The sequence below is a fragment of the Marinitoga hydrogenitolerans DSM 16785 genome (assembly GCF_900129175.1).
GTDB classification, from domain to species: Bacteria; Thermotogota; Thermotogae; order Petrotogales; family Petrotogaceae; genus Marinitoga; species Marinitoga hydrogenitolerans.
In genome coordinates this window covers 1-14503 of record NZ_FQUI01000023.1, presented here as the reverse complement: position 1 = coordinate 14503, position 14503 = coordinate 1, and the positions used below count along the sequence as shown (strand labels likewise).

Genomic DNA, 14503 nt, shown 5'->3' with positions numbered 1-14503 from the left:
ATTATACCATACTTATTATCCTTAAAAAACCTTCTATAATGTTAAATAATAGCAATTTCATGTAGATAATGAAAAGATTTTCATCATATTTATCATTTTCTCAGTATTATAGTATAATAAATATATAAAGTTTTTTTGGAGGTGAAAAAAATGGATATTATAGAAAAATTAAAAAAACTTGGATATAATCCAGAAGATACAGCAATATTGTGTGTAGATTGTCAAAATGGGTTTACATTAAGATGTTCAGATGAATTACCAGTAAAAGGAACAACAGAAGAATGGATAAACTCTGTAAATGATTTTTTAAACTACGCAAAAAAGAATAAATATAAAATAATTGCAAGTAAGGATGATCATCCTAAAAAACATATTTCTTTTAAAATATGGCCACCACATTGTGTTAAAAACACATTTGGAAATGAATTATTTATTTCGCATTATGATTTTCTTATAAAAAAAGGAACTACTGAAAATACAGACAGTTATTCAGCATTTTATGAAGATTTTAATTCTAAAGCACCAACAGAATTAGAAAATTATTTAAGAAAGAATAATATAAAGAATTTGGCTGTTTTAGGGTTAGCAGGTGATGTATGTGTTTTGGAAACAATAAAAACGGCATTGGAAAAAAAGTTTAATATTATAGTCTTAGAAAATTACATAAAAAGTGTTAATGAAAAAAACATGAAAGAAATATTGGAAATAGAAAAATTGAATGATGAAGTGAAAATTATTTAATCAAAATTTAGTTATTTTAAAAAATATTCTTTTAAAGATAAAAAAATAGTAAATACCACTTGACTTTTTTAAAGTTAAGTGGTATTATTTTATTATAACAAAAAGCTTAAAAAGGAGATGGATTTATGAAAAAAAATAATAGGTTAACTCGTTGTCCTGTATGTGGAGGAGAATTGATCATTTCAGAGTTTAAATGTCCAGAATGTGATGTTACTATTCGTGGAAGTTTTTATTTAGATGATTTCGCCAGACTTTCAGATGAACAATTATATTTTTTAAAAATTTTTATTAAAAATCGTGGAAATCTTTCTGATGTACAAAAAGAAATTGGAATATCTTATCCTACAGCAAAAGCAAGATTAGAAGGTGTTGTTAGAGCAATGGGGTTTTCAGAGGAAAAATCCAATATTGACACCTTAAAAATTCTTGAAAAAATAGAAAAAGGAGAATTAACACCTGAGGAAGCAAAAGAAATTTTAAGGGGAGAGAGGGGAGAAAAATGAATGGTATTTTAGTTCCTGAAAAAAAAGTTAAAGGTATTTTTTTAGACTTTATAAATATAGATATTGATATTTTGTATAATAAAGATGTTGTTTTTGAGTATGAAGATTTTCCTGAAAATGTAAAAATAGAAAATTATGTAAGAGATGGAATATGGTATTTAAAAATAGAACAAAATTCAAATTCTTTTATATCGAAGATATTAGGTTTTTCTTTTAATTCATTTTCTCATGGAGATGCAAAATTGAAGATTAACAATGATATTATTGATTTAAATATTAATTCAGTAAGTGGTGATATTACTTTAAACGATGTTTCTCTTGAAAAATTATTTTTAAAAACAGTATCAGGAGATATAAATATATATAATTCGAAAATCAAACATTTAGAGTATAATTCAACCAGTGGAGATATTGAAACATCTAATTCTATAATAGATTTCATAAAAGTAAAAACAGTATCAGGAGATTGTGAGATAGATTATTTAAATAGTGACTTTGCATGTTCAATAAAGACTGTTTCGGGAGATATCGATTTATTTGTTTTAGGAAATGATGAGATAAATATAACAAAGGATTCATCACTATCAGGTGAAATTCATTCAAATATACCATTAAAAGTTGGAGGGATTTCAGAAAAAAGATTTATTAATTTTAAAAGTGTTAGTGGAGATTTAACAATAAAATCAAAAAAAGAAGAAAAACATAAAAATAAAGAAAAAAAGACTACAGAGACAAATATAGAATCAAAACTTTTTACACCAGAGGAAAGAAAGATTTTAGAATTGTTAAAATCAAAAAAAATTAGTGAAGAATTTGCTGTTGAATTACTTGAAAATGTTGGTTATACAAAAGAAGATGCAGAGATATTTTTAAAAGAGAATATAGAAAAATGACAATTTGTTATTAATTTAAAAAGCTCCAGAAAGAATCTGGAGCTTTTTTAAATTATTCTTTTTCGTAAGGAATACCATCAGCAGCTGGTGGTCTTGTTTTACCAACAAATCCACTAACAACAACTATTGTAATTACAAATGGTAATAAATTAAGCAAAGCTTTCATTTCAGGTGGTATATCAAGAATTGATTGTAATTGGATATTTAAAGCATCTGAAGCACCGAATAATAATGCAGCCCACATTGCACCAACTGGATTCCAATTACCAAGAATCATAGCAGCTAATGCAATAAAACCTTTACCACTAGGCATATTTTCTTGAAACTGTCCTAACTCTCCAATACTCAAATATGCACCAGCAAAAGCAGCTAAAACACCACTCATTAAAACACCAAAATATCTAATTCTAAAAACATTGACACCCAAAGTATCAGCGGATTTAGGATTTTCACCAACAGCTCTCATCCTTAATCCTAAAGGAGTTTTATATATTAAAAACCAACTTAAGGCGACAGCAATAAAAGCTAAATAAACAAAAATACTCATTTCATCAAAAATTTGACCTAAAAATGGAACATCTTGAACGGCAGGAATTTTTACTTTTGGTATTTTCGCAACAAAATCTGTTTGTCCGGAATGACCAAAAATTGGTTCCATTAAAAAAGCAGACAAACCTGATGCAATAAGAATTAAGGCAGTAGCACTAACGATTTGGTCAGCGCTCCATCTTATAGACACATAAGCATGTAACCAAGCTAACATTATACCGGAGACAATGGCTCCTAAAAGTCCTAACCAGGGATTTCCCGTATAAAAAGTAAACACTACAGCAGTAAAGGCGCCAATCTTCATTATACCTTCTAAAGCGATATTTGTAACACCAGTAATTTCACTATAAACGCCGCCTAATGCAGCAAAAATTAAAGGAGTTGCACTCATAAGCATTAATTTATAAAATATAGGTGTGGAAAAACTATATATTATGGCTTCAAAAACATTCATTTAGATTCACCACCTTTAGGAGAAGCAAATTTCATTATTAAGGTTCTAACTATTCTATCAGCTGCTACAAGGAAGATAATAATACCTTGAATAATTGTAACTATATCATCAGGAACTTTTGCGAATTGCATAGCATTAGATCCTGTTCTTAATGAAGATATTAAGAATGCAGCAAAAATAATACCAATAGGATTATTTTGACCTATTAATGCGATAGATATACCATCAAAACCCTTACCACCACTAAAATCACCAAAAATTCTATGATGAATCGCCATAACTTCCATAGAACCAGCTAAACCAGCTAAAGCCCCACTAATAGCCATTGTTAAAACTATATTTTTACTTAATGATATAGCACCAGCTTCAGCAGCATATGGATTAAAACCAACAGCTTTAACTTCATATCCAGTTGTAGTTTTTTCTAATAGTATATAAACTAAAATTGCAGCAATTATTGAAACAATTATTCCAGAGGGTAAAGTATTTGCTTGAACAGTCATTAATGGTGGTAATTGAGCACTTTGAGCTATTTCAGGAGATTTTGGAACACCTTGACCAACAGCCAAAGGACCAACTACAAAATAATTAGTTAAATATACAGCAATCCAGTTAAGCATTATTGTTGTAATAACTTCATGAGCTCCAGTCATTGCTTTTAAATATCCAGCAATAGAAGCCCAAAATGCTCCGCCTAAAATTCCGGCTAACATAGTGATAGGTATAGCAAATGCGGGAGAAACATTACCTAAATTTATTCCTACAAATGTAGCAAAAATTGCACCCATCATCAATTGTCCTTCAGCACCAATATTAAATATTCCTGCTCTAAATCCAAATCCAACAGCCAACCCAGTTAAAACAAGTGACATCATTTTAGAAATATTTGCAGCCCATGCAGCTTTTCCACCAAAAGCTCCTTGTAACATAACCCAATATGCAGCTATTGGATTTTTACCTATTAATAATATAACAATTGCTGCAATAAATAAAGCAATGATTACTGCTGTTACAGGAACTAAAATACTCATAGTTTTTTTTGAGAGTTTAATTTTCAATTGAATCCCCTCCATGTGCCAGCTTTTCTTCAAGTTTTATATCTTCAATTTTATGACCAGCCATCATTAAACCCAACTCTTCAATTGTAACTTCTTCAGGTTTAACTTCACCCATAATTTCACCTTCATACATAACAATGATTCTATCAGAAAGAGATAATACTTCTTCTAATTCCATAGAAACTAACAATACAGCAACATCTTTATCTCTAAGATTTAAAATTTCCTTATGAACATATTCAATAGCACCAACATCCAACCCTCTGGTAGGCTGGGCAATAACGATAAATTCAGGATTAAAACTAACTTCTCTCGCAATAACAACTTTTTGTTGATTTCCTCCAGATAAATTTCCAGTTGGTATTGTTCCATCCGGTGGTCTAACATCAAACCTTTTTATTAAAATATCCGCATTTTTATTAATTACTTTATGATTTAAGAAACCATTTTTAGCAAAAGGCTCTTTATAATGTTTTCCTAAAATTAAATTATAATAATTTGGAAATTCCTTTACCATAGCATATTTATATCTGTCTTCTGGGATATGACCAATATTTCTTTCTCTCAACTCTCTAACAGTTTTTTTCGTAACATCCTCACCATTATATATATATTTACCTTTTTCTATTTTTCTTAAACCTGTTAAAGCTTCAACTAATTCAGTTTGCCCATTACCAGCAACACCAGCAACACCTAAAACTTCGCCTTTTCTTATTTTAAAACTAATACCTTTTACAGCTTCAAGATTTCTATTATCTTTAACCCATAAATTTTCAACTTCTACAGCAACATTACCAGGAGTCTTTTCTTTTTTCTCAATTCTCAATACAACTTCTCTACCAACCATCATATTTGCAAGTTCCCTAGCATTTGTATCTTTTGCAGCAACATTACCGGTGACTTTCCCTAATCTCATAACAGTAATATTATCACTTATCTCCATAACTTCATGAAGTTTATGGGAAATGAAAATAATAGTTTTACCATCTTCTTTTAATTTTCTAATAATTCCAAATAATTCTTCAGTTTCTTGTGGAGTTAAAACAGCTGTAGGTTCGTCTAATATAAGTATTTCTGCACCTCTATAAATAGTTTTTAAAATTTCAACTCTTTGTTGCATTCCAACAGGAATATCTTCAATTTTTGCATCAACATCAACAAATAATCCATACTTTTCAGAAAGTTCTTTAACTTCTTTTCTAGCTCTTTTAAGATCAAAAATCATTCCAGTTTTAGGTTCTGAACCCAATACAATATTTTCGGCAACAGTTAAAGTATCTACCAGCATAAAATGTTGGTGGACCATACCAATACCGCTTCTAATAGCATCACCAGGTCCTTTAAATACCTTTTTTTCACCCAAGATATAAATATCTCCTGAAGTTGGTGTGTATAAACCATATAATTGATTCATTAATGTAGATTTTCCTGCACCGTTTTCACCAATAATTGAGTGGACCTCTCCCTTTTTTACAAAAAAATTAACATGATCATTAGCTAATACTTTTGGGAATTGCTTAACAATATCTTTCATTATTACAGCATATTCCTTTTTATTAATGGAAGATAAATCTATACTCAACTTTTACACCTCCTAACATTAATATCTTTAAAAAACTAATTTATATGAAATATATAAATAAAATATTCATCAATAGATAAAAATTTTGTGAGAATTTCATTTTAAAATTTATATACAATCCGTAATTAATAAAACACCTTAATAATTTGTAAATACCAATTTTTTTTGATATTTACAAATTATTAAAGTTCTAAAATTTATAAATAAGGCGGGAATACCCCGCCCCTAAATTTATTTCTAATTTTAATTCAAATTAAAATGGAAATTCAACATCAACAGAGAAATTATTTAAATCATTTTCATTATCAGGAACTACTAATAATCCAGTTTTTATTGCATAATTTAAGTATTCTATTTCAGCTAATATTCTTGCAGAAACTAAACCTTTTGTGTATTTCATAGGTGATAAACTTACACCATCTTCTTGAGCGCCTAATACTTCTAAACCACCTTTAAATCTGTTTCTATATGCGTCTCTAACACCGTAGTAAGATGCATTATCAACTCTTTTTAGAGCGCTTGCTAACACATATCCAGGTGCCATATAATCTTGATCTGAGTCAACACCAATTGCAAAATATCCTTCACCTTTTTCATAATATGCATCAATAACTTCTGCTAAATCAGCATCTGCATTAATTCCATATAATTTTAATGATTTTTCCTTTGCTGCATCAATAACACCATTTCCACAAGCACCAGCTGCTGCAAAAATAATATCTGCACCTTCAGCATATTGTGCTAATGCCATTGATTTTCCTTTTGCTGCATCTGTAAATGATTCTGTATATCCTACAACAACTTCAACATTTTCACCATAAATATCATTGTAAGCTTTAACTCCAGCTACATAACCATATCTAAATCTTTCAACTGGAGGAATAGCAATACCACCAATGAATCCAACTTTTCCTGTTTTTGTCATAGCAGCTGCCAAATATCCTACGAAAAATGCAGATTCCTGTTCTTTAAACAAATATAATTGAACGTTTTTAGGTACATTTCCGCCTTCTGAAGGAGCAATATCGATACCTATAAATTTCGTGCTTGGATATTGTGGAGCAACATCAAATAATGCGTTACTCATCATAAATCCAACAGCAATAACAACGTCGGCTTCTTTTGCAGCATTTGATAAATTATCAACATAATCACTTTGCTCTTTAGATTGAATAACTTGAACGTCAATTCCATATTTATCTTTTGCTTTTAAAACGCCAGCCCATGAACCGTCATTAAATGATTTGTCTCCTAAACCCCCTACGTCTGTTACCATAATAACTTTGAAAGCAAAAGATGAAACAACTAATGTCAATAATAAAACAAAAAGTACAGCTTTCTTCATAACCTTACCTCCCTTTATAGAATTTGATGATTAATAATCCGCTAAATGCGGTAAATATCAACATTATGAAACCAAATAAAATGTTTACACTAAAAGTTTGAGCATTTAAAACAGGATATTTAAATTCGGATAAAATATGTATTGTTGTTGGTTTTATAAAAGATAAAATAGACGCAATAGTCATAATCGTTAATCCAATTATTTTAAATGGCAATTTTTCATTTAAAAAGAAATATAAAAAGCCTAAAATTAAAAGTAATAACACCTTTGTTCCCCAATCAGTAATCATTGGTTTAACATTAATAGAGAAATTCATATTTTTTGAAAATACATCTAATAATTTAGATTTATAATTTATTAAAACACTTGATTTTATGAGTTTTGACTCTAATGTTTTTTGTAATAATTCTTTAAAATCTTCATCTGAATATTTAAGAATATTAATCACATTCTCATTATATTGTTCTAATCCTTTATTGATATTATCATATCTTTTTTGAGAATTTTTTTCAAAATCATCTATATATTTTTTGAAGTTATCAGTTAATTTTGAATAAACTTCATAATTTTCAATATACATTCCTTCTTTTATTAAGTCGATAGAAACTCTTCCATCTTCAAAATTTAAATAATCTAATATTTTATTTTTACCTGAATCTAATAAAAACTTTTTTAAAGCAGAATTATATAAATTTCTGACATCAGAATATTCAGCAGAAAGTTGAGAACCAATATAAGCAACATCTTTGTTTACAAACGTATATGGATAAACCAGGACATCATTCAATAAAGTCTTTTGCATAATAGAATTATGGAAACCAGTATTATTTTCCATTTTTATTTCTTCAATATTTTTAAACAATGGAATATTCATTAATAATACAAATAATACAATTAAAGAAATATTTATTATTCTTTTTAACCAATGTACATTTCTACCGAATGCTTGGAAGAACATCGTAATCAAAATCAAAGAAAAAGCTAAAATTAAAAAAGAACCATATATAAAAGCAGTAATTATGTCTTTTGAAAAATCAAAATAATTTAATATATAAACGATTTCGCTAATAGCTATACCTAAGAATAGCCATTGATAAAAATTTTTGTTTTTCAAAAAATAAATTAATATAATTAAGATAAAATACACAACAAAACGGATCCAACTTTTGCTTTTCTTAATTTCAGCATTATTTAAAAAAATATTTATAACTTCTAAAGTATCGTTTCTTATGGTATCTGGAACAAACGATAGTACCTGTGAAGCAAGATCATCTATTTCAATTTCTAAATCTTCACCTGTTATTTTCATTGTAGAAATTTCTTTTATTCCATTTTCAAGTATTTCCTTATTTTTACTTATAATGTCATCAAAGAAAGGATCAGGACTTCCTTCATAGATATAGTATTCAGGTGCTTCTAACTTTGCTCGTCTGTTTTTCATTCTTACTTTTGTTAATGATTGATTTGGAGTTTCTTTTACCAAACCAAGAGAATAAGCAATAGTGTTTTTTATGTATAAAAAACCAGTATCTTGTAAATAACTTGAATATTCTTCTAAAGCTAAATAAAATGCAGGTAACGATCTAATAGTCTCTTCTTTTAAAGACTTTCCGGCCAAATCGCTTTGAACATAAGCGAGAAAACCAGCAAATGCAATTTCATTTTCTAAAGAAGTAAATTTATGCTCTTCTGCGATAGAGGAAAGGTGTTTTGAAATATATGATGGCCTATCAGTATATTCAGCACTCCCAACCATTTGAGTTTTATAAAATTTATACAATCCCATATTTTTCAATTCTTCAAAAAACCATTGAAGTTCTTCTGAATGATTGTTATACTGCTCGATATAATTCACGTAAGAATTTTTTATTTCAGACATATTTAAAGAAAATATGCTTAAAGCTATAAAAGAAAATACTATTAATAAACCAATCTTTTTCACAAAAGCACCTCCTAAAAATTTTCATCACTGTGATTATATTATAGCATAATAACTCAAAAAACTGCATAAGGATATTATCATATTTTTTTTAAATTTTCAAGTTATATAAATAACAATTTTTACTAAATATACGGTATTAATTTTCTCAGAATATATTTCTTCAAAGTTTAAAGCAACTAATCCTCTTTTTTAAACTTTGAATGGTATAATAATATAGCTTAGAAAGATTTTTAGTATATCTTTTTTAAATTGTAAACGTGAGGTGATATTATGAATATTCTTGTAACAAACGATGATGGAATTATGGCACCAGGAATTTTTATATTAAAAAAGGAATTGGAAAAAAAATATAATGTTTATGTGGTAGCTCCTGATGTCGAAAGAAGTGCTACAGGTCATGCAATTACAATTAGGAACCCATTATGGGCAAAGAAAATATTTTTAAATGATGAGTTTTTGGGTTATGCTGTAAATGGAACTCCAGCAGATTGTGTTAAGTTAGGATTGGAAGCTATATATAAAGATATAAAGTTTGATATAATAATTAGTGGTATTAATAAAGGTCCAAATTTAGGTACAGATTTATTATATTCAGGAACTGTTTCTGGAGCACTAGAAGGTTCGTTAAATGGATATCCATCAATAGCAATTTCATCAGCAAACTATCAAAATCCTAATTATAAAACGGCAGCAAAATTTATTTTGGATTTTTTAGAAAATAATAGTATTATTAATATGCCTGAATTTAGTGCTTTGAATATTAATGTTCCTAATGTAGATTATTCTGAGATTAGGGGATATAAAATTACCAGACAGAGTAAAAGGCGATATAAAGATTATTTTGAACCAAGAAAAGATCCCTATGGAAATACATATTATTGGATGTTAGGAGAAATAATAGAAGATGATAATGCAGAAGATTCAGACTATTTTGTTTTAAAAGAAAATTATGTTTCAATAACACCTATTAAATCTTTTTTAACAGATTATGATTATATGAATAAATTAATAAAAAATATAGAGGAGGAAAACAATGGATTTAAAGGTTAGGATAATAGGAGATCCTGTTTTAAGAAAAAAAGCAACTAAAGTTGAAAACATAGATGATAAATTTAGAGAGTTATTAGATATAATGACAGAAGTTATGTATAAAGAAGATGGTGTCGGATTAGCTGCACCACAAGTTGGTATTAGTAAAAAATTTTTTATAATGGATGATGGAAAAAACTTAAGAAAAGTAATAAATCCAGAAATTTTGGAATTTTTAGGTGACGAGGTTATATTTGAAGAGGGGTGTTTGAGTATACCAGGCATATTTTTAAATGTGAAAAGACCTGAAGGTATTAGGGTAAAATATACCAATGAAAATGGTGAAGAAATTGAAGAAGAATTACATGAATATACTGCAAGGATTTTTCAACATGAATATGACCATCTTGGCGGAACTTTATTTATTGATAAAGTAAGTACAGCAACAAAAGCTAAAGTTAAAGGTAAAATAAAAGATTTAATGAAAGAAGGAAGAAAATTAGCAAAAGAATTGGGGGAGTTAGAAATAAAATGAGAATAGTATTTATGGGGACACCTGATTTTGCAGCTATACATTTAAAAAAATTGATAGATAATAATTTTAATATTGTAGGGGTTTTTTCACAACCAGATAAACCTAAAGGAAGAGGAAAAAAACTTTTACCTACACCAGTGAAAATTATTGCTCAGGAAAATAATATTCCAGTTTTCCAACCAAAAAGTGTAAATGTTAAATCTGGATTTGAAGCATTAAAAAAATTGAATCCTGATATAATAATTACCGTAGCTTATGGTAAAATATTAAAGAAAAATGTTATTAATTTACCAAAATTAGGATGTTGGAATGTTCACGCATCATTATTACCGAGATATAGAGGGGCAGCTCCTATCCAAAGAGCCCTAGAAAATGGAGAAACAAAAACAGGAATTTCTATTTTTAAAATTGTAGAAGCATTAGATGCTGGACCTATAGCATATATTAAAGAAACTCCTATATATTTAGAAGATAATTTTGAAAGTTTATACAACAGATTAGCTAAAATAGGAAGTGAATCTTTATTAGAGTTCTTAATTAATTTTGAAAAATATACAAAAAAATTAATTTTCCAAGATGATTTAAAAGCAACATACGCAAATAAAATATCTGTGGAAGATACGTATATCAACTGGTTCGAATCTAACGAAAAGGTATTTAACAAAATCAGAGCTTATGATCCCATTCCGGGAGCTAAATGCTTATTAAATGAGCAAATTATTAAGTTGTTTGATGTTTCTTTGGGCAGTATTGAAACAGATATCCCTGGGAAAATACTAAATATAAATAAAACTGGCGCAGAGGTTTCTACTGGAAAAGGTAGCATAAAGATAAGAAAGATTCAATTTCCAGGAAAAAAAGCAGTTAATATAATTGATGCTTTTAACGGAAGAAAAATTAAAATTGGAGATATATTAAAAAATATAAAAAGGGGTGAGTAAAATGGCAAAAACATTTAATATGTATATGATAAAGGGATATAAAAACGAAAAAGATGCTGAAATTATAGAAGAAATTTTAAAGGGAATCGATGGAATTATAAAATTCAAGGTAGAAAAAGCATTTGGAGCAGTTGAATTAACATATGATGATGAAAAAATATCAAGAGAAGAAATTAGTAATAAATTAAAAACAAAGGGATTTGAATTAAAATATTAATATGAAAAAAAAATATTTATATGGTTTTTTGTTTGCATTAATAGCAACAGCAGTAGTTTTTATATTAATTTCAGTAACAATAGGATTTACAAACAGTATCCAATCTTTTTTTGGGTACAATTATATATTTTTATTCTACGGATTTTTATTAATTACAACCAAATGGTTTATTGAAAGTTTGGTAATAAAGTTATTATTAAAAAACATTTCTTTAAAACAGTCATTAAATTTCACACTAATAGGCCAATTTTATAGTTATTTAACTCCATTTTATACTGGAGGTCAGCCATTTCAAATATTATATATTTCAAAATATGGTATCGATCCTGGAAAAGCTACAGCAACCATTCTTTTTAAAACGTTTATTTTCCAGATAAATATGGCATTTTTAGGTACTATAGCAGCAATATATTCTTTTTATCATTTTTCATCTACAATTACAACAGGTATTATTTTAGGTATATTATTGAATTCATTAGCGGTTTTTTTGATAATATTTTATGTAATTAATCAAAAAGCTGCCATCAATACTACACTATTTTTTGTAAAAGCTCTAAAAAAAATTGGCGTATTAAAAAATCCAGAAAAATATACAGATGAAATAATTTCAAAAGTAAAGGTGTTTATAGATGTATTTAAATTAGAATCAAAAAAGTTAGGAAAAATAATTATTATATTTCTTTTGAGTGTTTTGCAATTTTCTTGTTCATTTCTTATTTTACCAATTGTTTTAAAAGGTTTTAGTTATAATAGCACATTAAACTTGATTTTTAAATCATTAATAACACAAGTAACTTCATCAATTATACCAACACCAGGGACATCAGGTGGTGCTGAAGGTATATTTTATTTAGTGTTTTCTGATATGTTAACCCCTGAAAAGATGAGCGCGATTTTAGTTTTATGGAGATTTATAACTTACTATTATGTTTTGATAATAGGTGGAATAGTGGTAGTATTGAATCATAGAACACCTAAAAAGTTAAAAAAATAAAGAAAAAGGGAAAACCTTTGAACAAATAGGTTTTCCCTTTTTTAATTGGTGCCGAGGGCGGGACTTGAACCCGCACGGGATAAATTCCCACATGGCCCTCAACCATGCGTGTCTGCCGATTCCACCACCTCGGCAAGCCTTCAATATTATACAACAACTTTTTATTTTTGTCAAGAGTAATTTTAAAAAGCTTTTCACAACAACAAGTAATGTTGTTGTGATGTATTATTTATTATTTATTATCCAAACCTTAAAACTATTAAATTTAAACGTTCATATAATATTATATTTTTGAGAAATAATAAAAAATTTACAAATAGTGTTGGTAAAATAAATATTCTTTCAAAATCATGTATATATTTTTGTATTATTATAAGATAAGGAGGTGTTTTGATGGAATACAAAACAGATAAAATAAATATCTTGTCACAATATGATTTTTTAAAACAGATAAAAGATATTGAAAATGAGGAAGAGTTAGAAAATTTTACAAAGAAAAGATTCTTTAATTCCATTCAAAATGTTAACTCTAAAAATAAAAAAGAAGAATTAAAAAATAATGGGTGAATTGCATGTATTTTGAAGAAGAGAAACCTATTATTGAAATAAGAGATTTTTCATTATATATGAATAATAGAGAAGTATTGAAATCAATTAATTTAAATTTATACAATAATGAATCTGTTTTGATTTATGGGGAAAGGAATTCCGGTAAATCTGCTTTGTTGCGTTCTTTTGTTCACTTGAATGAAGAATTATTTAGTAACGTGTATGGAAAAGGGGATATAAAATATAGAGGTAAAGATGTTAGAGAACAGGATAAAAGATATTTAAGAAGTAATATAACATATACTGAACCTCAATATTTGCAAAATTTAAATTATATATCACTAAAAGAGTTATTAAAAGTTTCGTTGGGGATTACTCCACAGAATTTATCATATGAACATATTTCTTTATTAAAAAAATTAGATTTAATGGATAAATTTATAGATTTAAAAAGTTTAAAATATTATAATGATTTATCAAATTGGTCAAGTGCTGATAAATTATCATTATTACTTTTTGTTTCTTTAGCACAAAACCCTAAAGTATTTATGTTTGATTCTATTTTGGATCATATAGATGATGTTTTATTGAAAAAAATTAAGGATGTTATATTAGATATAAATCAAAATAGAATTTTGATATTTGCAACAAGAAATTTATTTAGATATCTTGATATATGTAATAGAATTATTGTTTTGAAAGAAGGAAAAATTGTTTTTGATTCAATACCAAAGGAATTTATTATTAATTTCAAACAAAATAATTTTAAAAACTTGTAACGAAGAAAGTATTGACAAAAAGGATAAAAGATGATAAAATAAATACGGTTAAATAAGGAAGAAATGGGAATGCCGAGGTGGCGGAATTGGCAGACGCTGCGGACTTAAAATCCGTTGGGTGGAGACACTCGTGTGGGTTCAAGTCCCACCCTCGGCACCATTTTATTTTTACTCTGTACTACAACATATGCGGTGCGGGGTGGAGCAGTCTGGTAGCTCGTCGGGCTCATAACCCGAAGGTCGTAGGTTCAAATCCTGCCCCCGCTACCATTTTTTTTATGGCGGCGTAGCTCAGTTGGCTAGAGCATGCGGTTCATACCCGCAGTGTCAAGAGTTCGAGTCTCTTCGCCGCCACCAAAAAAGCAGCCATTTGGCTGCTTTTTTTATTTATA

15 protein-coding genes and 4 tRNA genes are annotated in these 14503 nt (G+C 28.0%); 13 read left to right on the top strand and 6 right to left on the bottom strand.

What is annotated here, in order from left to right; all coding sequences use genetic code 11:
• Positions 1–150: 150 nt before the first annotated feature.
• The 3 genes from BUA62_RS07190 to BUA62_RS07180 all read left to right on the top strand — a co-directional run bounded on the left by BUA62_RS07190 (position 151) and on the right by BUA62_RS07180 (position 2137).
• Positions 151–741: an isochorismatase family protein gene (locus BUA62_RS07190; RefSeq protein WP_072864957.1), complete on the top strand. Its 591-nt coding sequence runs from the start codon at positions 151–153 to the stop codon at positions 739–741.
• 125 nt (positions 742–866) lie between these two features.
• A complete protein-coding gene (locus BUA62_RS07185) occupies positions 867–1244 on the top strand; it encodes a DUF2089 domain-containing protein (protein WP_072864955.1) in 378 nt (125 codons plus the stop codon).
• On the top strand, positions 1241–2137 hold the full coding sequence (locus tag BUA62_RS07180) for a DUF4097 family beta strand repeat-containing protein (protein WP_072864953.1): 897 nt from the start codon (positions 1241–1243) through the stop codon (positions 2135–2137). Before BUA62_RS07185 ends, BUA62_RS07180 begins: the two co-directional genes overlap by 4 nt.
• Positions 2138–2189: 52 nt before the next feature.
• Here BUA62_RS07180 and BUA62_RS07175 read toward each other — a convergent pair whose 3' ends face one another.
• The 5 genes from BUA62_RS07175 to BUA62_RS07155 all read right to left on the bottom strand — a co-directional run bounded on the left by BUA62_RS07175 (position 2190) and on the right by BUA62_RS07155 (position 9067).
• Positions 2190–3140, bottom strand: a complete 951-nt coding sequence (locus BUA62_RS07175) for an ABC transporter permease (protein WP_072864951.1) — start codon at positions 3138–3140, stop codon at positions 2190–2192.
• Positions 3137–4213, bottom strand: a complete 1077-nt coding sequence (locus BUA62_RS07170) for an ABC transporter permease (protein WP_072864949.1) — start codon at positions 4211–4213, stop codon at positions 3137–3139. The genes BUA62_RS07175 and BUA62_RS07170 overlap by 4 nt, the downstream gene beginning before the upstream one ends.
• Entirely contained in the window at positions 4188–5732 is a 1545-nt protein-coding gene (locus tag BUA62_RS07165; protein WP_072865007.1) for an ABC transporter ATP-binding protein, read from the bottom strand. The genes BUA62_RS07170 and BUA62_RS07165 overlap by 26 nt, the downstream gene beginning before the upstream one ends.
• Before the next feature lie 301 nt (positions 5733–6033).
• Positions 6034–7125 (bottom strand): BMP family lipoprotein, encoded by a 1092-nt coding sequence (locus BUA62_RS07160; RefSeq protein WP_072864947.1) that lies wholly within the window; start codon positions 7123–7125, stop codon positions 6034–6036.
• Between the two features lie 4 nt (positions 7126–7129).
• Positions 7130–9067 (bottom strand): hypothetical protein, encoded by a 1938-nt coding sequence (locus tag BUA62_RS07155; RefSeq protein ID WP_072864945.1) that lies wholly within the window; start codon positions 9065–9067, stop codon positions 7130–7132.
• A 270-nt stretch (positions 9068–9337) separates the two neighbouring features.
• Between BUA62_RS07155 and surE the strand changes: the two genes are divergently transcribed.
• From surE to BUA62_RS07130, 5 genes are read left to right on the top strand one after another with little or no spacing between them, the layout of a single operon-like run.
• Entirely contained in the window at positions 9338–10117 is a 780-nt protein-coding gene (gene surE / locus BUA62_RS07150) for a 5'/3'-nucleotidase SurE (protein WP_072864943.1), read from the top strand.
• A complete protein-coding gene (def, locus tag BUA62_RS07145; RefSeq protein WP_072864941.1) occupies positions 10101–10631 on the top strand; it encodes a peptide deformylase in 531 nt (176 codons plus the stop codon). Before surE ends, def begins: the two co-directional genes overlap by 17 nt.
• Positions 10628–11572: a methionyl-tRNA formyltransferase gene (gene fmt / locus BUA62_RS07140; RefSeq protein WP_072864939.1), complete on the top strand. Its 945-nt coding sequence runs from the start codon at positions 10628–10630 to the stop codon at positions 11570–11572. Before def ends, fmt begins: the two co-directional genes overlap by 4 nt.
• A gap of 1 nt (position 11573) precedes the next feature.
• Positions 11574–11789, top strand: coding sequence for a heavy-metal-associated domain-containing protein (locus BUA62_RS07135; protein WP_072864937.1), 216 nt, complete (start codon positions 11574–11576; stop codon positions 11787–11789).
• A 1-nt stretch (position 11790) separates the two neighbouring features.
• Positions 11791–12783: a lysylphosphatidylglycerol synthase transmembrane domain-containing protein gene (locus BUA62_RS07130; protein ID WP_072864936.1), complete on the top strand. Its 993-nt coding sequence runs from the start codon at positions 11791–11793 to the stop codon at positions 12781–12783.
• A 46-nt stretch (positions 12784–12829) separates the two neighbouring features.
• Here BUA62_RS07130 and BUA62_RS07125 read toward each other — a convergent pair.
• Positions 12830–12917: transfer RNA gene (locus BUA62_RS07125), tRNA-Leu, on the bottom strand.
• A gap of 259 nt (positions 12918–13176) precedes the next feature.
• On the opposite strand from BUA62_RS07125, the gene BUA62_RS11510 reads away from it, so the two are divergent.
• The 5 genes from BUA62_RS11510 to BUA62_RS07105 all read left to right on the top strand — a co-directional run bounded on the left by BUA62_RS11510 (position 13177) and on the right by BUA62_RS07105 (position 14468).
• Positions 13177–13350 (top strand): hypothetical protein, encoded by a 174-nt coding sequence (locus BUA62_RS11510; protein WP_159429507.1) that lies wholly within the window; start codon positions 13177–13179, stop codon positions 13348–13350.
• A gap of 5 nt (positions 13351–13355) precedes the next feature.
• A complete protein-coding gene (locus BUA62_RS07120) occupies positions 13356–14111 on the top strand; it encodes an ATP-binding cassette domain-containing protein (RefSeq protein WP_072864935.1) in 756 nt (251 codons plus the stop codon).
• A gap of 71 nt (positions 14112–14182) precedes the next feature.
• A tRNA-Leu gene (locus tag BUA62_RS07115) sits at positions 14183–14271 on the top strand.
• A gap of 33 nt (positions 14272–14304) precedes the next feature.
• Positions 14305–14381, top strand: a tRNA-Met gene (locus BUA62_RS07110).
• Positions 14382–14391: 10 nt separating this feature from the next.
• A tRNA-Met gene (locus BUA62_RS07105) sits at positions 14392–14468 on the top strand.
• Positions 14469–14503 lie beyond the last annotated feature (35 nt).